The organism is Clostridium sp. UBA5988 (assembly GCF_002435615.1).
GTDB lineage: Bacteria > Bacillota > Clostridia > Clostridiales > Clostridiaceae > Clostridium_J > Clostridium_J sulfidigenes.
Genome location: NZ_DJBA01000030.1, coordinates 35048 through 57757, shown reverse-complemented (window position 1 = coordinate 57757; position 22710 = coordinate 35048). Strand labels below are relative to the sequence as shown.

The 22710-nt window shown below is 29.8% G+C and carries 18 protein-coding genes and 1 riboswitch; of the genes, 1 reads left to right on the top strand and 17 read right to left on the bottom strand.

Going from position 1 to position 22710, the window contains the following annotated elements; genetic code table 11:
- Positions 1–15: 15 nt before the first annotated feature.
- The 5 genes from mutS to B3J31_RS07920 all read right to left on the bottom strand — a co-directional run bounded on the left by mutS (position 16) and on the right by B3J31_RS07920 (position 6241).
- Positions 16–2640 (bottom strand): DNA mismatch repair protein MutS, encoded by a 2625-nt coding sequence (gene mutS / locus B3J31_RS07940; protein ID WP_346867253.1) that lies wholly within the window; start codon positions 2638–2640, stop codon positions 16–18.
- 47 nt (positions 2641–2687) lie between these two features.
- Complete coding sequence (gene miaB / locus B3J31_RS07935) at positions 2688–4046, bottom strand: tRNA (N6-isopentenyl adenosine(37)-C2)-methylthiotransferase MiaB (RefSeq protein ID WP_346867254.1); 1359 nt, start codon at positions 4044–4046, stop codon at positions 2688–2690.
- Between the two features lie 216 nt (positions 4047–4262).
- On the bottom strand, positions 4263–4433 hold the full coding sequence (locus tag B3J31_RS07930; protein WP_167403110.1) for a hypothetical protein: 171 nt from the start codon (positions 4431–4433) through the stop codon (positions 4263–4265).
- Between the two features lie 717 nt (positions 4434–5150).
- A complete protein-coding gene (locus tag B3J31_RS07925; protein WP_150845533.1) occupies positions 5151–5480 on the bottom strand; it encodes a HesB-like protein in 330 nt (109 codons plus the stop codon).
- A gap of 194 nt (positions 5481–5674) precedes the next feature.
- Positions 5675–6241, bottom strand: coding sequence for an MEDS domain-containing protein (locus B3J31_RS07920; protein WP_167403111.1), 567 nt, complete (start codon positions 6239–6241; stop codon positions 5675–5677).
- Positions 6242–6548: 307 nt separating this feature from the next.
- On the opposite strand from B3J31_RS07920, the gene asnB reads away from it, so the two are divergent.
- Positions 6549–8414, top strand: coding sequence for an asparagine synthase (glutamine-hydrolyzing) (gene asnB, locus B3J31_RS07915; protein WP_346867255.1), 1866 nt, complete (start codon positions 6549–6551; stop codon positions 8412–8414).
- Positions 8415–8547: 133 nt separating this feature from the next.
- On the opposite strand, the gene B3J31_RS07910 is transcribed toward asnB, so the two are convergent.
- The 12 genes from B3J31_RS07910 to glyA form a co-directional block, all read right to left on the bottom strand.
- The gene (locus tag B3J31_RS07910; RefSeq protein WP_346867256.1) at positions 8548–9021 is read right to left on the bottom strand and encodes a hypothetical protein; all 474 of its coding nucleotides are present in this window, start codon (positions 9019–9021) and stop codon (positions 8548–8550) included.
- Between the two features lie 188 nt (positions 9022–9209).
- Positions 9210–10151: an SPFH domain-containing protein gene (locus tag B3J31_RS07905; RefSeq protein ID WP_150845538.1), complete on the bottom strand. Its 942-nt coding sequence runs from the start codon at positions 10149–10151 to the stop codon at positions 9210–9212.
- Positions 10152–10583: an NfeD family protein gene (locus tag B3J31_RS07900; protein ID WP_035132265.1), complete on the bottom strand. Its 432-nt coding sequence runs from the start codon at positions 10581–10583 to the stop codon at positions 10152–10154.
- 366 nt (positions 10584–10949) lie between these two features.
- Complete coding sequence (locus B3J31_RS07895) at positions 10950–12728, bottom strand: aminopeptidase P family N-terminal domain-containing protein (RefSeq protein ID WP_150845539.1); 1779 nt, start codon at positions 12726–12728, stop codon at positions 10950–10952.
- Positions 12729–12930: 202 nt separating this feature from the next.
- Positions 12931–13896 (bottom strand): porphobilinogen synthase, encoded by a 966-nt coding sequence (gene hemB / locus B3J31_RS07890; protein ID WP_150845540.1) that lies wholly within the window; start codon positions 13894–13896, stop codon positions 12931–12933.
- Positions 13897–13957: 61 nt separating this feature from the next.
- Positions 13958–15412 carry a uroporphyrinogen-III C-methyltransferase gene (gene cobA, locus B3J31_RS07885; protein WP_150845541.1) on the bottom strand — a complete coding sequence of 485 codons (1455 nt, stop codon included), beginning with the start codon at positions 15410–15412 and terminating at the stop codon, positions 13958–13960.
- Between the two features lie 19 nt (positions 15413–15431).
- The gene (hemC, locus tag B3J31_RS07880; protein ID WP_346867257.1) at positions 15432–16304 is read right to left on the bottom strand and encodes a hydroxymethylbilane synthase; all 873 of its coding nucleotides are present in this window, start codon (positions 16302–16304) and stop codon (positions 15432–15434) included.
- A gap of 32 nt (positions 16305–16336) precedes the next feature.
- A complete protein-coding gene (locus B3J31_RS07875; RefSeq protein WP_150845543.1) occupies positions 16337–16975 on the bottom strand; it encodes an NAD(P)-dependent oxidoreductase in 639 nt (212 codons plus the stop codon).
- Between the two features lie 30 nt (positions 16976–17005).
- On the bottom strand, positions 17006–18130 hold the full coding sequence (locus B3J31_RS07870; protein ID WP_414632868.1) for a pyridoxal phosphate-dependent aminotransferase: 1125 nt from the start codon (positions 18128–18130) through the stop codon (positions 17006–17008).
- A gap of 38 nt (positions 18131–18168) precedes the next feature.
- A complete protein-coding gene (cbiB, locus tag B3J31_RS07865) occupies positions 18169–19131 on the bottom strand; it encodes an adenosylcobinamide-phosphate synthase CbiB (protein WP_346867270.1) in 963 nt (320 codons plus the stop codon).
- Between the two features lie 17 nt (positions 19132–19148).
- Complete coding sequence (locus B3J31_RS07860; protein WP_346867259.1) at positions 19149–20645, bottom strand: cobyric acid synthase; 1497 nt, start codon at positions 20643–20645, stop codon at positions 19149–19151.
- 259 nt (positions 20646–20904) lie between these two features.
- Positions 20905–21077: riboswitch (cobalamin riboswitch) on the bottom strand.
- Positions 21078–21212: 135 nt separating this feature from the next.
- Positions 21213–22445, bottom strand: coding sequence for a serine hydroxymethyltransferase (gene glyA, locus B3J31_RS07855; protein ID WP_346867260.1), 1233 nt, complete (start codon positions 22443–22445; stop codon positions 21213–21215).
- Positions 22446–22710 lie beyond the last annotated feature (265 nt).

Below are 22710 nucleotides of genomic sequence, written 5' to 3'. Positions count from 1 at the left end.
AAATAATTATTTTATCTATATATTCTTAGCTTTTTTAATAATATCGTATAATTTATTAAATCCATCCATAGGTGTAAGATTAAGTACATCTATAGATTTAATTTCGTCAATTAGGTTTTGCATCTCTACATCTTCAAAAGCTAATTGCTGAGTTAAACAAATTTCTTTTTCTATTTTTTCTAATTTCTCTGTAGATGGAATTACAGTTTTCACTTCTTCTTTGATTATATCTTTTGAAGTTCCATCTTCTAAAGTTTCTAAAATTTCTCTTGCTCTAGAAATTACTGCTGAAGGTAATCCCGCAAGCTTAGCAACCTCTATACCATAAGATTCATCTGCTCCACCCTTTATAATTTTACGTAAGAATATAATATTATTATCTACTTTTTTTGCTGAAATAGAGTAATTTTTTACTCCTGGAATTTCTCCTTCTAACTTAGTTAATTCATGATAATGTGTGGCAAATAGGGTTTTGCATTTAATATTTGAATTTTTACATATATACTCTATAACTGCCCATGCAATGCTAAGTCCATCGTAGGTACTAGTACCTCTACCAACTTCATCAAGAAGAACCAAACTCTTATTGGTAGCATTATTAAGAATATTTGATACTTCCCACATTTCTACCATGAAGGTACTCTTCCCACCAGCTAAATCATCAGAAGCTCCTATTCTAGTAAATATTTTATCACAAATAGAAACATTTGCTTCTTTGGCAGGAACAAAACTTCCCATTTGAGCTAATAATGTAATTAAAGCTACCTGTCTCATATATGTAGACTTACCAGCCATATTAGGACCAGTAATTAACATAAGTCTATTATCTTCAAGATCTAAGGTAGTATCATTAGATATAAAGCTATTTGCCTTTGTAATAACTTCTACAACTGGGTGCCTACCCTCTTGAATTTCTATGATTCCCTCAGTATTAATTACAGGCTTCACATAGTTATGTTCTCTAGCAACCATAGCCAAAGCCCAAATACAGTCAATTTCTGATATAAGCTTAGCTGTATTTTTCATTCTCTCTATATTTTCTTCTAATTTCTCTCTAATCTCAGTAAATATAGAATATTCAAGAGCAATTAATTTCTCTTCTGCTCCTAAGATTTTATCTTCCATCTCCTTAAGCTCAGGAGTTATATATCTTTCAGCATTAGACAAGGTTTGTTTTCTAATATATCTGCCTTCTGGCACTGAGGAAAGATTAGATTTTGTAACTTCTATATAATATCCAAAAACCTTATTATAAGAAATCTTAAGGGATTTTATACCAGTAGCTATTCTCTCTTCATTTTCTAAATTTGCAAGCCAAAGCTTTCCATTAGTTTTACTTTCTCTTAATTCATCTACTAATGAATTATAACCAGTTTTAATAATATTACCTTCCTTAACAGACAAAGAAGGTTCATCCATAATAGAGCTTTCGAGAAAAGTCCAAATATCTCTTAGCTCATCTAAGCTAGAATAAACATCCTTCATTAAAGGACTTGTAAGCTTAGAAATAAGTTCTTTAATCCTTGGAACTTTAGCAATGGAATGTTTTAATGATATAAGCTCCTTGGCATTTATCGCAGTAGAACTTATTTTACCAACTAACCTCTCAATATCATAAATACTATTTAAAGCTTCCTTTAAATCTTCCATTAAGATTATATCCTTAGTAAACTCTTCAATGGCATCTTGTCTATTTAAAATATCTTTCTTAATAATTAGAGGCTCTTCTAACCACTTTCTAATTCTTCTTCCACCCATAGATGTATTGGTTTTATCTATAACCCATAAAAGAGTTCCTGTTTTTCCTTTATCTCTGATATTCTCCACCAGTTCAAGGTTTCTTCTTGAATTAACATCTATGGTCATATATGTGCAGATATCATATATCTCTATATGGTTTATATGAGTCAATGAAACCTTTTGAGTTTCTTTTATATATCTAATTAATCCATTACAAGTTTTAATTACTATTTCTGATAATTTATCTATTTCTATGTTTAGGAACTGTTCTTTAAGATCTTCTTCTTCCATATTAAAATTATCATCTTGGAAGTGGGATATATAAAAGGATGTTCTACTTATAATTTCATCCATAATCTCTTGGTTAAAGCTTTCTGTAATAATTATCTCTCGAGGATTAAATTTACACAATTCATCTATAAGTACATTAATATTATATTTAAATTCAGTAGTATAGAAATCCCCTGTAGACACATCACAAAAGGCCAATGCAATGTGATTTTCTTTCACATATAGACTAGCTGTATAGCTATTTTTACTCTCATCTAAATAGGAAGCTTCTGTGTAAGTTCCTGGGGTATAAATTTTTACTACATCACGCTTTACAATTCCCTTAGCCACTGCTGGATCTTCTACCTGCTCACAAATAGCTACCTTAAACCCTTTTGATATTAAGGCTCCAATATAATTCTTAGCTGCATGAAATGGAATCCCACACATAGGAGCTCTTTCTTCAAGACCGCAATCTCTTCCCGTTAGCGTTAACTCTAACTCCTTTGATGCAACTTTAGCATCATCAAAGAACATTTCATAAAAATCGCCTAGTCTGAAAAATAAGATACATTCTTTATATTTATCTTTAATTTGAAAATATTGTTGCATCATTGGAGTTAATGCCATATATATCTCTCCTTCATAATTATTTAAAAAAAGCGACAAAGTCGCTTTTATACTTCTTCTCCTATTAATGAAAAAGAATTTGCTTTTATGATTCTAACATTAACTAACTTACCTATACTTTCTTTATTACCAGTAAAATTAACTAATTTACTTGTTCTTGTCCTTCCGGTTAATTTTGTATCATCACTTTTACTTTCACCTTCTACAAGAACTTCAACAATTTTTCCATCATAAAGCTTATTTTTCTTAGCAGAAATTTCATTAACGACTTCAACTAATCTATTAAATCTATCTTTTTTAACTTTTTCATCTACTTGGTCAAACATTAAGTCTGCAGGAGTGCCACCCCTTCTAGAATATAAGAAGGTAAAGGCAGAATCATACTCAACTTCTTTAATCAGACTTAAAGTATCTTCAAAATCCTCCTCAGTTTCTCCTGGGAAACCTACTATTATATCCGTAGTTAATGCTACATTAGGAATTCTTTCTTTAATTTTTCTAATTGATTCTAAATACTGCTCTCTAGTATAGTGTCTGTTCATCTTTTTTAATATTCTTGATGATCCAGATTGTACTGGAAGATGAATAGATTCACATAACTTATCTCCAGCTGCAATTACATCAATTACCTCATCACTTAAGTCCTTTGGATGAGAAGTCATAAATTTCACTCTCTCAATACCATCTACTTCATTTATTCTTCTTAAAAGTTCTGCAAAGTTAATATTTTCGTCTAATCCCTTACCATAGGAATTAACATTTTGTCCAAGAAGGGTGATTTCTTTATATCCCTCTTTAACCATACTCTCTATCTCTTTTATTATTTCAGCAGAGTTTCTACTTCTTTCACGTCCTCTTACATGGGGAACTATACAATAAGTACAGAAGTTGTTACAACCATACATTATTGTAACAAAGCCTTTTATAGTACTTGCTCTATCAATAGGAGCTCCCTCTATTATATCTGCTTCTTTATCCCAAATTTCTACTATAGGTCTTTCGCCACCTAAAGCTCTTCCAAGATATTCTGTAAACTTATAAGCATTATGAGTTCCTATAATTATGTCTACAAAAGGAAACTTACCTATTATTTTGTCTGCCATTCCCTCTTGTTGCATCATGCAACCTGTAACAGCAATAACCTTATTAGGGTTCTCTTTTTTTAGTTTTTTTAAAGCCCCTAAGTTTCCATCTACCTTTTGCTCAGCATTTTCCCTAACACAACATGTATTAAAGATTATTATATCCGCTTCTTCTTTAGAGTCAGTTCTTACATATCCTAATGGTTTTAATCCACCAGATAATTTTTCAGAGTCCTCTTCATTCATTTGACAGCCCCATGTTTCTATAAAGTATTTTAAATTTTTATTTAGACCATATATATCAATCTTATTACTTTCATTCATTTACTATTTCCTCCATTTTTCCTTTTGAATTTCTATAGTATTATAGCATATAAAAGATATAAAAAGAAAGTCTAGTAAGTAATGATTAATCCTTAAAACCATGTAATCTAACCATAATAAAAGCACCTACTCTTTATTTAAGTAAGTGCTGCTTATTACTTCTTTTAAATTTTAATTACTACCATAATGTGTACTTTATTTTATTCACACATTATTTTACCATTTTCCATCATAGCTAATTGGCTTAGATTTTTTATCTGAAGTTTTAGCCCTTCCTTGAAGTTCTGGTACTGGATGAACTTCATTTTTAGGAAAGTGATTATGTTTATTACTTTCTGTACCATGTGAATCTTTTGGATCTGGTCTTCTCATTCCTGCTTTTGCCATAATATTTCCCTCCTACTTATTTATCACCATTAGTTTAAACAATATGAAAAGTTTTATACTCAAATATGTTTTCTATAGATGGAAATAAGTATATTAAAATAAAAGTGCAATGCTAAATAAAATTAGCATAGCACTTTTATTTTAATATAAGATTTTACTTATTCATTAGCCGCAGCTGCTACAACTTGAGCATCCGCCACCTTCTGCTTGCTTTTCAGGCTCTATAGAAAATCCACCTCTACCATTCTCTTCACCTGAAAGAATAGTAAGAGCTCCAAATTGCTCAGTAACAGACTTATCTACTAAGAATGTAAGTCCTTCTACTACTTCTGTGTTATCAGTATCTTTTTTTTCATCTAAAACTAGATTAAATGATGGGCCGCCTCATCCCATACCTGCAAAATGAATTCTTACGGTATCTGCTGTAACTTCATTATCTTTTAAAAATTGTAAGAATTCAACGGTAGCTTTATCACTTATTTTAACTGTTGACATAATTTTTACCTCTTTTCCTTTTCAGTTTTATAGATACATTACTATTGTGTCAATGAATCTACATATTTATTACACTAATAAATATTACTATGAATGTCAATTGTATTTATCATTGGATTTATTAATAGATTTTATTTGAAATAAATATACATACTAAAAAAAGTGCAATATTAAACAAGTTTAACACTGCACTTTCAGTAATATAATTATTATTTATTAAATTTATCCGCAGCTTGTGCAACCAGCACAACCGCCACCTTCTGGTTTTTTTTCTGGTTCTATGGAGAACCCACCTCTACCATTTTCATCTGCAGAAAGAATTGTTAATTCACCAAATTGCTCAGTAACTCCCTTATCTACTAAAAATGTAAGTCCTTCTACTACTTCTATATTATCATTATCTTTTTTCTCATCTAAAACTAGATTAAATACAGCACCACCACAACCCATACCTGCAAAATGAATCCTTACTGTATCTGTGGTAACTTCATTATCCTTTAAAAATTGTAAGAATTCAGTAGTAGCTTTATCACTTATATTAACTATTGACATATTTTCTTCCTCTTTTCTATATATACTAACTATTATCTAGATATAATTAAATCTTTATGACATTAATTATAAATAATTTCAATGTCATTTATAATTATATAATATCATAGCCTTTATGTGTGTCAATAGACTTATTTATCACTCTTTTCTATAGAACTTTATTACCTATAAGAGAACGTAATAGCTAAATTTTTCTATACTATATTACTCTCTACTTGAAAGGATTCTATTGGTAAAATTTCATTTCCAAACATCCTATAATCATGGTATTTATAAGAGTCTCTCATAATGTCTTCAGTAATAGTTTTTCCTCTATTTACATAATCTAAAAAGTCATAGCATGTCAATATATCTATACGTTCCTCTTCGCATATATTAGATAAAGCTTTAATAAATTCTTGAAATATTGTATTGCAAGTATTATTTAATATCTTAGCACCATCTATTATAAAGCACCCTCCCCAAAATCCTGAATTTAAAGCTTTGCCTTTAAGATCTCTAAGAAACTTTGAAATCATCGTAGAGTTTATATTTTCATTATATGATGACATTAATATACTACTCATCTTAATATTTTCTATCATTAATCTTTCATTTGAATCTAAATTATTAGTAAGTAATTTATATATATCTTCATCTACATAAAGATAAACATAGTTATTATTTTCTATTTGCTGTTTTATGTATTTATATAGATTAATCACCAAATGATCCTCTCCATAATAATAAAAACAGATATTTTTACCGCAACAATTACTCATAATCTCTCTCCCCTTAATTAATACCATATTGATTCTATTATTATTATTCTATTACAATATTTAATTACCTTTTTTTTCCATAAAATAATTATCTGATTATTTTTACATTTTATTACAACCATTTTAAAGTTCTTATACAGGTTGAAAAGTTATCCAACTTATATAACTTTTCATGTAGAAATATGGTATACTATGTGATAGAAATAATAGTTAGGTACTACTAATTATATAATAATGAATATATTGATTAAGATAGATATATATTGTAAAATATTTTTATGTGTATAAACACTAAGGAGGATTATCGATGTGCGGATTTGTAACGTTTTTTAGCAATTCTAAAATACTAGAAGAAAAGAAAGAAACTCTTCGTAATATGAGAGAAGTTATTAAACATAGAGGACCAACTCAAGATGGAGAGTATATGGACGAAAATGTTTATTTAGGTTTTAAAAGGCTAAGTATTCTTGATTTGGCAAATGGAATTCAACCCTACTCCTATAAGGATGAATTAGAAATAGTTTTTAATGGAGAAATATATAATTATATATCTTTAAGAGATGAATTAATAAAAGAAGGCTATAGTTTTACTACTAACTCAGAGGTAGAAGTAATAGCTACATTATATACTCACTTAGGAGATAAGTTTGTTGAGAAACTTAGAGGAATGTTCTCATTTATTATTTGGGATAGAAAGAAAAAAGTATTCTTAGGTGGAAGAGATCCATTTGGAATAAAGCCATTTTATTATACAGAAAATGAAACTGGACTTTATGTAGCTTCTGAGCTTAAGAGTTTTCATGCTAATCCAGATAGCGACTGTGTTGATATTGATAATGGAGCACTTCATGACTATCTTACATTCCAATTTGTACCTGAACCTAAAACTTTACTAAAGGATATAAAGGTTCTAAAACCAGGTCATATTATAAAGAAAGAATTAGGTAAAGCTCATGAAATAAGTTGCTATTATTCGATCAAGTTTAACCCTACTCCAGGACCTAAAGATGAAAAGATGGAAGAAATTCGTAAGGCCATAGAAGATTCCGTTGAACTGCATATGCAATCTGAGGTTCCTGTTGCATCTTTCTTATCAGGTGGGATTGATTCTACTGTAGTAACTGCTTTAGCAAAAAAACACATGCCGGACTTAAAGACCTTTACCATAGGTTTTGACCGAAATGGATATAGTGAAATTGATTTAGCTAGAGAATCAGCTGATAAACTAGGGCTAGAAAACATAAGTAAAATAGTTTCTTATGAAGAATTTGCCAATGAATTACCTAAAATAATTTGGCATATGGATGAACCAGTAGCAGACCCTGCAGCTATACCACTTTATTTTATAGCAAAAGAAGCAGCTAAGCATGTTACAGTTATTTTATCTGGAGAAGGCGCTGACGAGGTATTTGGTGGATATACTATTTACCATGAACCTAATTCGTTAAAAATGTTTGATTATGTACCTGGCTTCTTAAAGAAAGCCTTAAAATCTGGTGCATCCCTTATACCAGAAGGAACAAGAGGAAAAAGCTTTATTGATAGAGGCTGTACTCCTATGAGAGAGCGTTATGTGGGTAATGCAAAAATCTTCTTAGATGATGAAAAAGAAGGAATACTTAATAAGTATGAGTCAAAATATACAATTAAGCGATCTATGAATGATATCTATGATAGAGCTGCTCAGTATGACCCTATTACTCAAATGCAGTTTGTAGATTTTAATACATGGCTTACAGGAGATATCCTTGTTAAAGCTGATAGAATGACTATGGCTCACTCTTTAGAGCTTAGGGTACCATTCTTAGATAAAGAAGTGTTTAAAGTTGCTTCAAAGCTCACTGCAGATGAAAAAATCAATGGTCATGTAACAAAATACTTATTAAGAGAGTCTTTTAAATCAGAATTACCATTCTTAACTGCTCTAGATAGAAAAAAACTGGGATACCCAGTTCCAATAAGATTATGGCTTAAGGATGAACTTTATCAATGGGCTATAGACATAATAAAAAATAGTAACGCAGATGAATTTGTAAATAAAGCTGCTGCTATTAAATTAGTAGAAGATCATAGAAAAGGTCCATTTGACTTAAGTAGAAAGATTTGGACAATACTTATATTCTTAATTTGGCATAAAGTATATATAGAAAAAGAAACTCCTTTTCTAGATTAAGATTAAAGACGTAGAATTCCCATAAGAATTCTACGTCTTTTTTTAATGTATAGAAAAGTATAGATTTTTACGTTTTATAGGTTTTACCGTTAGTAATGTGGCGCATGCCACATTTTTTATTTGTGTTATAAAACTATTTAACTACACTTATATTATTCTCTCTTAACCAATCTATTAAATAATTAATTAAAAATTCATCTCTAAAGGTATAAAACTCATCTAATTTGTCTTTATTAATTAAAACTCTATTAAAAGTTAATAGAGGATTCGACCAATCAACCTTACTATAAATTTCATTTTTGTCATTAGGAGTTAAAGTATCTAAGTAGCTTTTCATGGAATTCACTAATATACTTTCATCTATTAGTGGAATATAAAGATAATTATCACTATAGTTCATAGTAACATCTTCTGCTTCTGTAGCTAATTCCTTTTCCCAACTTTCAAGTTTATCAAATTTAGATTCATCTTTTAATGCTTCTATAATACTTTGAGGAATATAAGAAAATTCACCATCATTCAAGTTTAAATAACATTCCCCTTCGCCTCTTGTTTCTGATAAGCTAAGCTCTAACATTAAGTCTAAATCAATATCTAAATTATTCATAAAATTTTCACCTACCTTTTAAATTATATATTTATATTAACTTTCTCATTTCACTGTATTAAGAGTATATGCTAATATAGGATTTTTTACAATATTTATTTAATAATTTCAACATTTAAATATAGATATTGTAATTATTTATGTATAAAACAAAGCATTAGGTTGTATCCTAATGCTTTGTTTTATTACTATTTATTATTTTTCAACATTTCACCAATAGCTGCTATACTTCCAAGGGAAGATAGTGTTTCATTTGGTAATATAAGCTTGTTAGCTGGATTATTAGCCATTTCTTTAAGAGCTTCAACTTGTTTTAAAGCTATAACAGTTTCATTAGTTCCTGATTGAATTATAGCTTCATTTACTCTTCTTATTGCTTCAGCGTCTGCTTCTGAAATTTTTTCAATAGCTTTTGCTTTACCTTCTGCCTCAAGTAATTGTGATTCTTTTAATCCTTCTGCTCTTCTTATATTAGCTTCTTTTTCAGCTTCAGCAGCAAGTATTTTACTTCGCTTTTCTCCTTCAGCTTTTTCAATTTCTGATTGTCTTGCTCCTTCTGCTTGAAGAATCATCGCCCTCTTATCTCTTTCAGCTCTCATTTGTTTTTCCATAGCTTGTTGAATTTCTGATGGAGGTACAATATTCTTTATTTCTACAGACAATAGCTTAATTCCATAAGCATCAGTAATATTATCAACGATTTGTAATAATTTTGAGTTTATAAGGTCTCTTCCTGCTAATACTTCGTCTAGAGTCATATCACCTAAAATATTTCTCATATTAGTTATAGTAGAATACATTATACCTTGAACATAGTTTTCTATGTTATAAACCGCATCCTTTGCACTTAGAACTTGATAAAATATAACGTTATCTACAGAAATATTAACATTATCTTTAGTTATTACGTTTTGTGGTGGTATATCTAGTATTTGTTGTTTAACAGATACCTTCTTCCTAATAAAGTCCACAAAAGGTATTGTTAAATGCCATCCAGGTTCTAATACCTTATAAAATTGACCAAACCTTTCCATAACATAGTTATAACCAGTGTTAACTACTTTAACTGCTGAAATTATGATGATTAGAACTACAAATAGTATGACTAAAACACCAATTACTAATTCCATTTAAATCACTCCTTTTTTAATTATCAATTTATTATTTTCAATTTTTAACACTTTAAAAGTATCCCCAATATTTATATCTTCACCTATATTTCTAGCTGTCCAATAAACTTCGTTAACTTTTATTCTACATTCCCTATTACTTTCTAATTTAACTTCAGATACAAACTCTCTATCTTCATACTTGCCAACCAATGGTTTTTCAGTTGGTAGATTTACGTTAATATATTTTTTAGACACCTTTAATCCAAATATAATTGCAATAGTTCCTAGTATTAAAGCAATCCATATTTGTGTAGTAAAGTCTACAAAATATCCTGCAATAAAAGCAGGAATAAATCCTAACCCTAACCATGAAAAGGTAAAACTACTTGTAGTTATATCTACAACTATTACAAAAATAAGTAATCCAAACCAAATCCAGTTTAAATCCATTAAATATCACCTCTCAAATTTAAATAATATTAACAAACATATATAAATTATTATATGCATGTGTATTAAGTATAATTATATCACATTATAGTAAAATATTATATTTTTTTATATTATTTAATTAGGTATTTTTTCTCCCCATATAGCGTATATATTATAAGTGTACATATAAACACCAGTAAGTTTGGAGGTATTGCCATGAACCGTGATTCTAATATGTTCAGTTATTTGTTTATAGGTATGTTACTAATTATAATATCAGGAATAGTTAAAATGCTATAATATTAAAATGCTATAATAAAAATCATCCCTATTATGTAGAGATGATTTTTGTTTTGTTATGAAACAATAATTTGTAATATAAGTTTAAACTTCTCTAGTTTCTTTCTTCAAAAATTCTTTTTCTTCTGTATTTAGATAAGGTGATAACAATTTATATACTTCTTTATGATAATTATTTAAGAATAATTTTTCCTTTTCTGTAAGCATATCTATTTTTATACCATCTAAATCTATAGGACAATAGGTAGCTACATCAAACTTCATAAATTGTCCCCCATATTCTGTTTCATTGTCTTTAGTAACAAATAGTAAATTCTCTATTCTAATACCATGCTTACCTTCTTTATATACACCAGGTTCATTTGTAACATTCATTCCTTCTTCAAATACTACTGTATTAGGAACTTGTGAGAAGTTTTGTGGTCCTTCATGAACATTAAGGAAGAATCCAACTCCATGACCAGTTCCACATTTATAGTCAATTCCTGCTTCCCAAAGTGGTGTTCTTGCAATAATATCTAAATTAGATCCAGTAGCCCCATATAAGAACTTAGCCATAGTTAAAGCTAAATTACTCTTAACTACAAGAGTAAAGTCTCTTCTTTCTTCTTCGGTCAATTCACCTAGCACTATGGTTCTTGTTATATCTGTAGTTCCATCATAATATTGTCCACCTGAATCCACTAAGAATAACCCTTCTGGCTTTAAAGTATAATTACTTTCTGGTGTAGCAGAATAATGCATCATAGCAGCATGCTCTTTATATGCTGCTATAGTTGAAAAACTTGGTTCAACAAAATACTCTTGTTCACTTCTCAATTTAATTAGAGTATCTGTGGCTGACATCTCAGAGATCTCTTCTTTATCTACATTTTCTTTTAAGTACTTTATAAACTTAACCATAGCAACTCCATCTTTTATAGTACAGTTTATAAAGTTACTTCTTTCAACTTCATTCTTTATAGCTTTTAAATCTGTAGTTATATTTCTTTTTTCGATTTTAGAGATAGATTCATTTAATGAGGTAAGAATTTTCACATTAGTTTTATTTGGATCAAGTAATACAGATGTATCTTTAAGTTCTTTTAAGTTATCGAATATCTCATTATACTTTAATATATCTATAGAAGAAGCCTTTAGATTGGATATAACTTCATCAGTTAATTTATTATTATCTATGAAAAACTTAACAGAATCCATGCTAATTAATAAATAAGATATTGTTACAGGACTGCTTTCTACATCATTTCCTCTAATATTTAATGTCCAAGCGATATCATCTAAGGCACTTAATACGTAATATTCAGCCCCTATTTCCTCCATCTTTTCACGAATAATAGCAAGTTTTTCTGATGCTGATTTACCTGCAAATTTAACATCATGAAGAAACACCTTTGTATTAGGCATAGCTGGCCTATCACTCCAAATTGGAGATATTAAATCCTTTTCTGGATTTATTTTTATTTTTCTGCTTTTAAATGTTTCTGTCATAGTTTTATATATTCCAATAGGCATTACAGAACCATCAAAACCAACTATATCTCCTGGATTAAGTTCTTTTTTTAGAAATTCTGTGAAAGTAGGAACCTTAGGTTGTCCCATTTTAAAAAGCTCTATTCCTGTACCAGATAGTTGCTTTTCAGCTTGAATATAATAACGACCATCTGCCCATAGTATTGCTCTATTAAGAGTTACCACTACAGTTCCTGCTGAACCTGTAAAGCCAGAAATCCATGCTCTAGCTTTGAAGTATTCAGCTACATATTCACTTTGATGAGAATCAAAACTAGGAATAATGTAAGCTGATAATTGATTTTCCTTCATAGCCCTTCTTAGGCTTTCAATTTTTTCTTTAATATTCATCCATATTCACCCCTATTTTCTACTAATAAACATCTAAACCTATTATACTGCTAAAATTTTATACATTCAATGATATAATTTATAAATATGAATTTTATTTTCAAATTATTCATTATACCAAATATCCAAATTCTCATTTCTAGTTATTGTGGTATAAAAAAACCCATTGTTTTATTACAATGAGTTTTTATGTTAAATCTATTTATTCTTTAATCCATTTACTTGCTTCTAATGCATAGTAAGTGATAATTAATTTAGCACCAGCTCTTTTTATTGAAGTTAACATTTCAAGAGCAGCTCTTTTTTCATCAATTAATCCATTTTCTCCTGCATTTTTTATCATAGCATATTCCCCACTGACATTGTAGGCAGCTATAGGCATATTAAAAGTCATACTGGCCTCTTTTATTATGTCTAAATATAATATAGCTGGTTTAACCATTACTATATCAGCTCCTTCTTCAACATCAGCTGTGATTTCTCTCATAGCTTCCTTCCCATTGGCAGGATCCATTTGATAGCTACTTCTATCTCCAAATTGAGGAGCTGAATTTGCAGCTGCTCTAAAAGGACCATACATAGCAGAACTATATTTAGCACTATAACTCATTATAGATATATGCTGAAATCCGTTTTCATCTAAGATATCTCTTATGGCTTTAACTCTACCATCCATCATATCTGAAGGTGCAATCATGTCAGCTCCAGCTTTAGCATGAGAAAGTGCAATTTTAGCTAAGTACTTTAAGGTTTCATCATTATCTACTCTCTCATTTTTAATAACTCCACAATGACCGTGAGAAGTGTATTGACACATGCATACATCTGTAATAACAAATAATTCCTTAGAGATTTCTTTGACTTTTCTTATTGCTCTTTGAACTATACCCTCTTCACAGAAAGCTGAAGAAGCAATTTCATCCTTCTCATCCGGAAGTCCAAATAAGATTATACCTTTTACTCCTGTAGCAATAACTTCATCTATAACTTCTGGTAATCTATCTAAAGACCAGTGGTAATTCCCTACTAGAGATGGAATCTCTTCTTTAATATTTTCTCCTTCAACCACAAAAATTGGGTATATAAAATCATTACTATTTAAAATAGTTTCACGTACCATATCTCTTATTGCACTAGTTTCTCTTAATCTTCTATATCTTTTGAACATAATAAACATGGCCTATTAATGCAAGGCCATGATACACCTACCTTTCAGTCTTTAAAAAAATTTATTTTATTAAGGTATCTATAATACCTTGAGTTCCAATTTTATCGCATTGTGTATAGGATAATTGATGAATATTTAATGCCTTTGAAGTAATAGGCCCTATTGATATAATTGATTTTTCTTTTACTTTATCTATTCCAACTAAAGTAATCATATTTTCTACGGTGCTAGGACTAGTAAATACAACTGTATCACAATTATCAAAAGAAACTAAATTAGGGTTTTTACCAATAACTGTGTCATATACTGGTATATCATCTACCTCAGCTCCAATATTTCGAAGTTCATTTACAATATAGTCTCTCCCCTTTTTGGAGCGTGGAATTAATATTTTATCTCCTGAGGAAACCTTTAATTCTATAGCTTTAAATAAACCTTCACCTGTAAATTCCTCTGCTGTTAAAGTTGGAATTATTCCCTTAGCTTTTAAAGCTTTAGTAGTAGCATCTCCTATAGAAACAAACTCACCTTTAATTTTTCTTATATCTATACTGTTATGGTATAATGCATTAAATAGCATTTCAACTCCATTAATACTAGTTAATAATATATACTTATAGTCTTCTAATTTATTTTCAATAGCTTTAATACTTTCAGGATTAGGTTCTATTGCAATAGAATTTATTTCTGTAACTGAGGCTCCTAATTTAGATAGTTCATCAATAATTTCCCTGCTTTGAGCTTTACTCCTAGTTATGCAAATATTTCTTCCGAATAGAGGTAACTTCTCAAACCAATTCAACTTATCATTGAATTTAACTACTTCTCCCACTACAATGATAGATGGATTTGATATGCCCTTTTCCTTTGCTATTTCAGTTATATCTTTTAAAGTTCCTACTGCTTTCTTTTGATTAGAGGTAGTTCCACTCATTACAAGAGCTACTGGAGTTTCTTCTCCTAATCCAGCAGTAATAAGACCGTTGCAAATGCCTCCTAATTGTTCATAACCCATCATAAAAATTAAAGTACCCTTTAATTTAGCTATAGTTTCAAAATCTAAGTTTAAACCAGCTGCACTTTTAGCCGTAAAGACATGAAAACTTTGGGCAATTTTCCTATGGGTTACAGGTATGCCACCATAATTGAGTGCTGCAATAGGTGAAGTTATACCTGGCACTACTTCAAAATCAATATTTTCATCTATTAGAGCTAAAGCTTCTTCACCACCACGACCAAATATGTATGGATCTCCACCTTTAATTCTTCCAACAATATGTCCTTCTTTTGCTAATTTAACTAAGGTATCATTAATCTCTTCCTGAGTTTTATAGTGACATCCTGGCTCTTTTCCACAATAATAAAGTTTTGCATCTCTATTTACATATTTTAATATTTCAGAACCAGATAATCTGTCATAAAGTATAGCTGTACATTCTCTTAAAACCTTTATAGCTCTTAATGTTATTAAGTCTGGTGATCCTGGACCACCTCCAATTAAATAAACCTTTCCCATAAATCCTCCTATTAAATATCTACTTATTTAAGATAACTTGTGATAATTTTTTTCCTAAGTTTAAATATTCTTCTTTATTTCCCATTATAGTGTCTTTTACTAACTTACCATTGACTTCATATATACCCATAATAGTCATTACATCATCTTCTATAGAAGCATATGCACCAATAGTAGAATGACAATCACCCTTTAACTCTCTCATAAAACTTCTTTCAGCTTCTACGCAAATTCTAACTTCCTCATTATCTAGAGCCCTTAATTCATCTGCATATTCACAACTCTCATGAATTTCTATACCTAAAGCTCCTTGTGCAATAGCAGGAATTATTTCATTTGTTTCAAAATAATTTGTAATAATTCCTTCTAATCCTAATCTCTTTAATCCAGCAGCTGCTAATACTATTCCGTCTAAGTTTTCATTTTCAATCTTATCAATTCTTGTTTGAACATTACCTCTTACAGGAACTATTTCAATGTCTGGTCTTAAAAGAAGAATTTGCTCACTTCTTCTTTTACTACTAGTACCAACTCTAGCCCCCTTAGGCAAATGAAAAAATGAAACACCATTCATAGAAACAAAGGCATCCCTTACATCTTCTCTTATTGGTGTAGCAGCAATATAGAAACCATCTGGTAGCTCATAGGGTACATCCTTCATACTATGGACTCCTCCATGTGCTTTTCCATCAATCATTAATTTTTCTAACTCTTTTATAAAGACTCCCTTTCCACCTATTTTATCTAATGTTACATCAAGTCTTTTATCTCCTAAAGTATCTGTAAGTACCTTTTCACATTTTATATTATGTAGCTCTTCAACCAAATCCATTACATAATCAGTTTGAACTTGAGCAAGCTTACTTTTTCGTGTAGCTAATTTTAAATTCAATTCTACTCCTCCATTCATTGTATAATTTAAATCTATACCCATTCATTTATTAAATCTGAATAAAATAATTGCAAAATCTCAATATGGTATCCATGGTTAAAGAAGAAAAGAAAATCTTCAGAACATATAAAATTTAGAATTTCACTTTTATTATTTAAAGTTGTTACATTATTTCTAATATGAGTTATAAATTCTATATAATTGTCAAAGTTCTGAAGATACTCCTTTGCCTTATTGCATAAAAAAACCGATGCTTTAGGATTTTTTCCTTTAATTCGAAGCCCCAAAGCAATATTTTCACTTCTTCCTGTAGCACAAAGAACAGCTTTAGAATTCTCCGGAAGAGTAGTATCAATAAAAATTTTATTTTTACTGTTGCATATATTCCTAATATTTTCGTTGAATTTAGAATCATTTGTACAAATTACAATTAAATGATAATCCTCCAATAACTCATTAGTAAAAGTTTTATCTAGAAGTTTCAAATTACCATAAGCACCATCTAACAATTTAAATTCATCTGTAAACTGTTCTGAGATGCAATGAACCACAAACTTACTATTTAAAAGAGTTTTAGCTTTTATTAAAGCACTTTTTCCTCCTCCTAATATTAAAACTTTAGTATTCATACCATTCAATGAAATAAATACGGAATCATTAAAACTATCCATGAGAATCCTATCCTTTATTTTAATATTTATTTATTTACTAATTTCACTTAAGGCTTTTATAATAGTTTCATTCATATCTCTAGTTTTTATAGCTACCCTTACAAAACTATCATTAAGACCAGTATAGTTATTACAATTTCTAATCAAAATACCCTTTTCCATAAGCTGTTTTAAAAGTTCTGAGCTTGTAATTCCGTTTATCTTACAAAGAAAATAATTACCCTTGCTTTCATACACCTTTTGTATAATATTTATATCATTCAAAGCTTTTTTCATAAATCTTCTTTCAGATATCAACCAATTTTTACTTTCATCTATAAACTTTTCATCAAATAATGCATACTTAGCAGCAATTTCTGCAAAACAATTTACTGTCCAAGGATTTTGATTACAAATAATGAAATCTAGTAATTTATTATTTCTACTTATGGCATAGCCCAAACGAACTCCTGCCATGGAGAAAAATTTTGTTATAGCTCTAACAATTACAATACAACTATAATTATGTATATAATTAATTATACTCTTATTATTATCTAATACAAACTCTATAAACGCTTCATCAATAATCACTAATTTATTATGAGCTTCACAATAATCTAATATGTTTTTAAATTTACAATGATCAATAATACAACCATTTGGATTATTGGGATTAGCTATTATTAACCCCTCAGTATTTTGTATCTGTGTGAAAATATCTTCATAATCATATTCCATAAACTCGTTTAAAAAAGAATAATTGATATTCAATTTATGTTTTTTACTAAAATCTTCGTATTCTACAAAGGAAGGAGCAACTATGGTTATAGAATTCAAGTAGCTTATAACTAAATCTAAAATTTCAGCTGCTCCATTTCCTACTATAATATTTTCAATACCTATGCTATTAAAATACTCTTTACCATAGGCATTTCCATTAAAATACTCATTGCTTTTAAATAAATAATTTAATAGGTTATTTTTTAATTCTCTATATTTTATATCTGGATACAGAGGTACCTTTTCTAAAGCTTCTCCTATATTTTCCTTAAAATCCTTAGATATGGATATAGGATTTACATTTGAGCTAAAGTCTAAAAGTTTTCTTCCAATTAAAGTACCTTCAGTATATATATCTCCTCCATGTTTCAAAATATATATACCACCTTTCATCTTAATATGTGCAAGTATATATAAACACTCACCTTTAACTAAAGTATAATTACAGATGCTAAACTTAATATTATTAGTAAAATTTCACTACTATACATTAGTATTATAGATTTCTTAATGTGCCTATAACTTAAAGCTTCTGTAGCATCTCCAATAGTTGGTTTTTCTACTATTTCTCCAAAGTAGGTATTAGCACCACCTAATTGAATAGATAAGGCTCCAGCAGTAGCTCCCTCAGGATATGCACAATTAGGACTTTTATGATTCTTTCTGTCTCTAATCATAATCTTAAAGGATTCAATTATCCTTCCCTTAACTACCCATGCTGTAAGACACATTAATACTCCAGTTAGTCTAGCAGGAATAAAATTAAATATATCATCAACATTTGCTGGAAAAAAACCTATATTCTTATATTTTTCATTTAAGTACCCTACCATAGAATCCATAGTGTTAATTCCTTTATACATCATAGCAAGGGGTGCCCCTCCTATGATGGCATAAATTATAGGTGCAATTATACCATCAGAAGTATTTTCGGCTATAGTTTCTACATCACCTCTAATTATTTCATCCTTACTTAAAGAAGTTGTATCTCGACCTACAATATATGAAAGCTTAACCCTAGCTTCTTTTATATCATCCTGAACAAGAGCATTATAGACCTGAATTCCGGCTGCATGAAGACTCTTAGCAGCAAGTGTTGTCCATATTATTAAAGTATTAACTACTATAAAAACAATATTATTTATTACAGATAGCTTAAGTAATAAATATGGAATAGTGTATGTAATTATACAAACCATAAACACCATAAATAAAGAAGCCCACTTCAATTTAATATTATTAGGGAAATATTTTCTTAGCCACTTTTCTATAGCTCCAATTAGTTTTCCTATATATATAATCGGATGTGGTAGCCAATTAGGATCACCTAAAATAAAGTCTAAAATAACTGCTAAAGATACACAAAGTATATTTAAGGATATATGAAAATTAATCATGATAACTTCTCCCACTATCTATTTAAGCCCATTATTTTATATATTTTATTCATATCTATAGAAGCTCTTACAAGGTCAGCTAGTTTATCTAACTCCTTTTCTCTTAAGTGCTCATAAGCCATAGAAACCTTCTCTTCAATTCCCTTGTCTCTTCTTAATCCATTAATAATGTGTTGTCTAAACTCAACCCCATCAAAAATACCATGAATATACGTTCCCATAACATTTCCTTTATTATTTACTACTCCATCTAAATGATTAGCTTCTTCATTATTGCTCTTATTTATGTTAATAAGGCTTTTACCATCATCCAAAAGCGTAGTTTTTCCCATGTGTATTTCATATCCATAAATACTTAAAGGTGTATCATTGTTTATTAAATCCTTTGCTATGATACCATTAACTCTAGTAGTAATCTTTTTCTCTTCAAAAACTGTTTTTATAGGTAAAATATCTAATCCTTCCATAGACTCTAGTGTAGTTTCAACTCCATAAGGATCCTCTAATACCTTCCCTAGCATTTGATATCCTCCACAAATACCTATGATTTTTCCATTAACTTCATATTCTCTAATTTTGTTATATAAACCTGATTTTTTTAAATACTCTAAATCCCCTAGGGTATTTTTAGTTCCAGGAATTATAACTAAATCAGGAGTTTTAAATTCAGCTACAGTTTCCACATATCTTACAGAAACATCTGGTTCTATAGATAACGCATCAAAATCAGTAAAGTTTGATATATGCGGTAACCTTATAATAGCTATATCAATTTTATCTGTGATATTTTTATTAAGGTCAACAGCTCCATCTTCATCCTCTAAGTCTAATTTAAAATATGGAACAACCCCTAAGCAATCCCTATGAGTTAACTCCTCTAAACTATCTACTCCAGGTTTAAGTAAGGATATATCTCCTCTAAACTTATTTATAATAGTTCCCTTAACTCTGTCCTTCTCACTATCACTAAGGAGCATAATAGTACCTAGTAAAGAAGCAAATACGCCTCCTTTATCGATATCACCTACAAGTAAAACAGGTGCATCTATTAGTTCAGCCATCCCCATGTTAACAATATCGTTGTCTCTTAAGTTTATTTCTGCTGGACTTCCCGCCCCTTCCATAACAATAATATCAAATTGATTTTCTAATTTTTCAAAAGCAGACTTTAAATCATCCTTAAATTTAACTTTTAAATTGTGGTATTCCTTTGCATTGGAGTAACCATAAACTTCTCCATTAAAAATTATTTGACAATTTTTATCTGTAGTAGGTTTTAGTAGAATAGGATTCATATATACCTCTGGTTCAAGTCCCGCAGCATAAGCTTGTAAAACTTGAGCACGCCCCATCTCTTTTCCATCCAAAGTTATATATGAATTAAGAGACATATTTTGTGACTTATATGGACATACCGAATACCCATCTTGTTTAAATATTCTACATAATGCAGTAACTAGTATACTTTTTCCTACAGAAGAAGCTGTACCTTGAATCATTATTTTAGCCATTTACAATACCTTCTTTCTATTAAGTAGAGAACCCAAATCTTTGATTTGGGGTGAATCACTTACTCAGCGAACGCAGTGAGTCGAGTTTCAATTTAAATAAAATAAAAAGCAAGGAAGAAAAGCTCCCTTGCCAAATAATTAAAATTTCCATCTTAGTAAAATAAAAAATATAAGTTTAAATCTAAGTAAGATAAACTTACCAAAATTTTCAATTTTACTTATACATATTAACTTAGTCACTAAAATAGCTCATTTCCCTCCGAAAGCTCATATTTAGGCAGGTCTCCTGGCTTATGAATCATTCTAACCTCACCTTCCCCTATTAAGAGTGGTATTTGAGGGTCGTCATCATTTACAGTAGCGGGGGCTGCTATGGATTTTAACCATATTCCCTTTTCACTTTTAAAAAGCACCTAAAATACTATTTAATTTTCACCCATAATTATAAGATGTTTAAACACATAAGTCAATATAATGTAAATTTTACTTTGCATTCATTCTTATATTCTATAAAAAATATAAAGACCTAGCAGTGAAAATGCTAGGTCCTTAGTTATTACAAATACTTTACTTATATAATGGAATTTTATTGCAAAGAGCTTTAACTCTTTCCTTAGCAGGTGATAAATCAGCATCTCTGTTATCAATTGCCCAATTCATTATATCAGCAATTTCAATCATTTCTTCTTTTCCAAAACCTCTAGTAGTAGTAGCAGGAGTACCTATTCTAATACCACTAGTTACAAATGGGCTTTGGGATTCAAAAGGTATTGTATTTTTATTTACAGTGATTCCAACTTCGTCTAATAGATGCTCCGCTGCTTTTCCTGTAATATCTTTATTTCTTAAATCCACAAGAATTAAATGATTATCGGTACCATCAGACACTAATTTAAATCCTCTTTCTTTTAATGCACTTGCAAGAGCTTTAGCATTTTCTAAAACTTTTTGCTGATACTCTTTGAAAGATGGGTCTAGAGCTTCTTTAAAGCAAATAGCTTTAGCTGCAATAGTATGCATTAATGGACCACCCTGTATCCCTGGGAATATAGTTTTATCTACAAGTTTTGCATACTTATCTTTGCAAAGTATTGCCCCACCCCTTGGTCCTCTTAAAGTTTTATGAGTTGTTGTTGTAATAAAGTCTGCATATGGAGCTGGGCTAGGATGTACACCTGCGGCAATAAGTCCAGCTATATGAGCCATATCTACCATCATATATGCACCTATCTCATCACATATTGATCTTATTTTATCAAATTCTATTATTCTTGGGTAAGCACTAGCCCCCGCAACTATCATTTTAGGTTTTTCCTCTAAAGCTACAGTTCTTAATGCATCATAATCTATAAATCCATCTTCACCTACTCCATAAGATATAAATTTATATAACTTTCCTGAAAAGTTAACTGGACTTCCATGGGTTAAGTGTCCACCATCAGATAAATTCATTCCTAATACTTTATCTCCTGGTTCTAATACACTCATATAAACTGCCATATTAGCTTGAGAACCTGAGTGAGGTTGAACATTGGCATGGTCTGCACCAAATAGTTTACACATTCTATCTCTAGCAATGTTTTCAGCAACGTCTACACATTCGCAACCACCATAATATCTTTTTCCTGGATAGCCTTCTGCATATTTATTGGTAAGAGTGGACCCCATAGCTTCTCTTACAGCCTCACTTGTAAAGTTTTCTGAAGCGATAAGTTCAATTTTACTTTCCTGTCTAGCAGTTTCAAGACAAATTGCTTCATAAATTTCTGAATCAATGTTTTTAACATGTTCTAAGTTCATACATACTCCTCCTGCAATTAAAATTAGTTGTTTTTGGTGGAACCATGTGATTAGCTTTATTAACAAGTTTTTTCTTTTATGTTAGTAAAGCCTTAGTACTTAGTTTTGCAGCACAGATAGCAACAATATAACCACCAGAACCTTTACATATCATTATAACATTTATTTTCATGTTAACCTACTCAATTTTTTAATTATTCTTGAAATTTTTTAATTATATATTATTATATGACTTTATGTGTACAAAAACACCCGTAAATAATTC

Bases quoted from the DNA above. Each gene is read 5' to 3' on its own strand.
- B3J31_RS07905 (WP_150845538.1), bottom strand. From the start codon at position 10,151: ATGGAATTAGTAATTGGTGTTTTAGTCATACTATTTGTAGTTCTAATC.
- B3J31_RS07930 (WP_167403110.1), bottom strand. From the start codon at position 4,433: ATGGCAAAAGCAGGAATGAGAAGACCAGATCCAAAAGATTCACATGGT.
- hemB (WP_150845540.1), bottom strand. From the start codon at position 13,896: ATGTTCAAAAGATATAGAAGATTAAGAGAAACTAGTGCAATAAGAGAT.
- B3J31_RS07920 (WP_167403111.1), bottom strand. From the start codon at position 6,241: ATGAGTAATTGTTGCGGTAAAAATATCTGTTTTTATTATTATGGAGAG.
- B3J31_RS07895 (WP_150845539.1), bottom strand. From the start codon at position 12,728: ATGAATATTAAAGAAAAAATTGAAAGCCTAAGAAGGGCTATGAAGGAA.
- B3J31_RS07900 (WP_035132265.1), bottom strand. From the start codon at position 10,583: ATGGATTTAAACTGGATTTGGTTTGGATTACTTATTTTTGTAATAGTT.
- B3J31_RS07870 (WP_414632868.1), bottom strand. From the start codon at position 18,130: ATGAAAGGTGGTATATATATTTTGAAACATGGAGGAGATATATATACT.
- B3J31_RS07910 (WP_346867256.1), bottom strand. From the start codon at position 9,021: ATGAATAATTTAGATATTGATTTAGACTTAATGTTAGAGCTTAGCTTA.
- B3J31_RS07875 (WP_150845543.1), bottom strand. From the start codon at position 16,975: ATGGATAGTTTTAATGATTCCGTATTTATTTCATTGAATGGTATGAAT.
- cobA (WP_150845541.1), bottom strand. From the start codon at position 15,412: ATGGGAAAGGTTTATTTAATTGGAGGTGGTCCAGGATCACCAGACTTA.
- asnB (WP_346867255.1), top strand. From the start codon at position 6,549: ATGTGCGGATTTGTAACGTTTTTTAGCAATTCTAAAATACTAGAAGAA.
- B3J31_RS07925 (WP_150845533.1), bottom strand. From the start codon at position 5,480: ATGTCAATAGTTAATATAAGTGATAAAGCTACTACTGAATTCTTACAA.
- mutS (WP_346867253.1), bottom strand. From the start codon at position 2,640: ATGGCATTAACTCCAATGATGCAACAATATTTTCAAATTAAAGATAAA.
- glyA (WP_346867260.1), bottom strand. From the start codon at position 22,445: ATGAACTTAGAACATGTTAAAAACATTGATTCAGAAATTTATGAAGCA.
- miaB (WP_346867254.1), bottom strand. From the start codon at position 4,046: ATGAATGAAAGTAATAAGATTGATATATATGGTCTAAATAAAAATTTA.
- B3J31_RS07860 (WP_346867259.1), bottom strand. From the start codon at position 20,645: ATGGCTAAAATAATGATTCAAGGTACAGCTTCTTCTGTAGGAAAAAGT.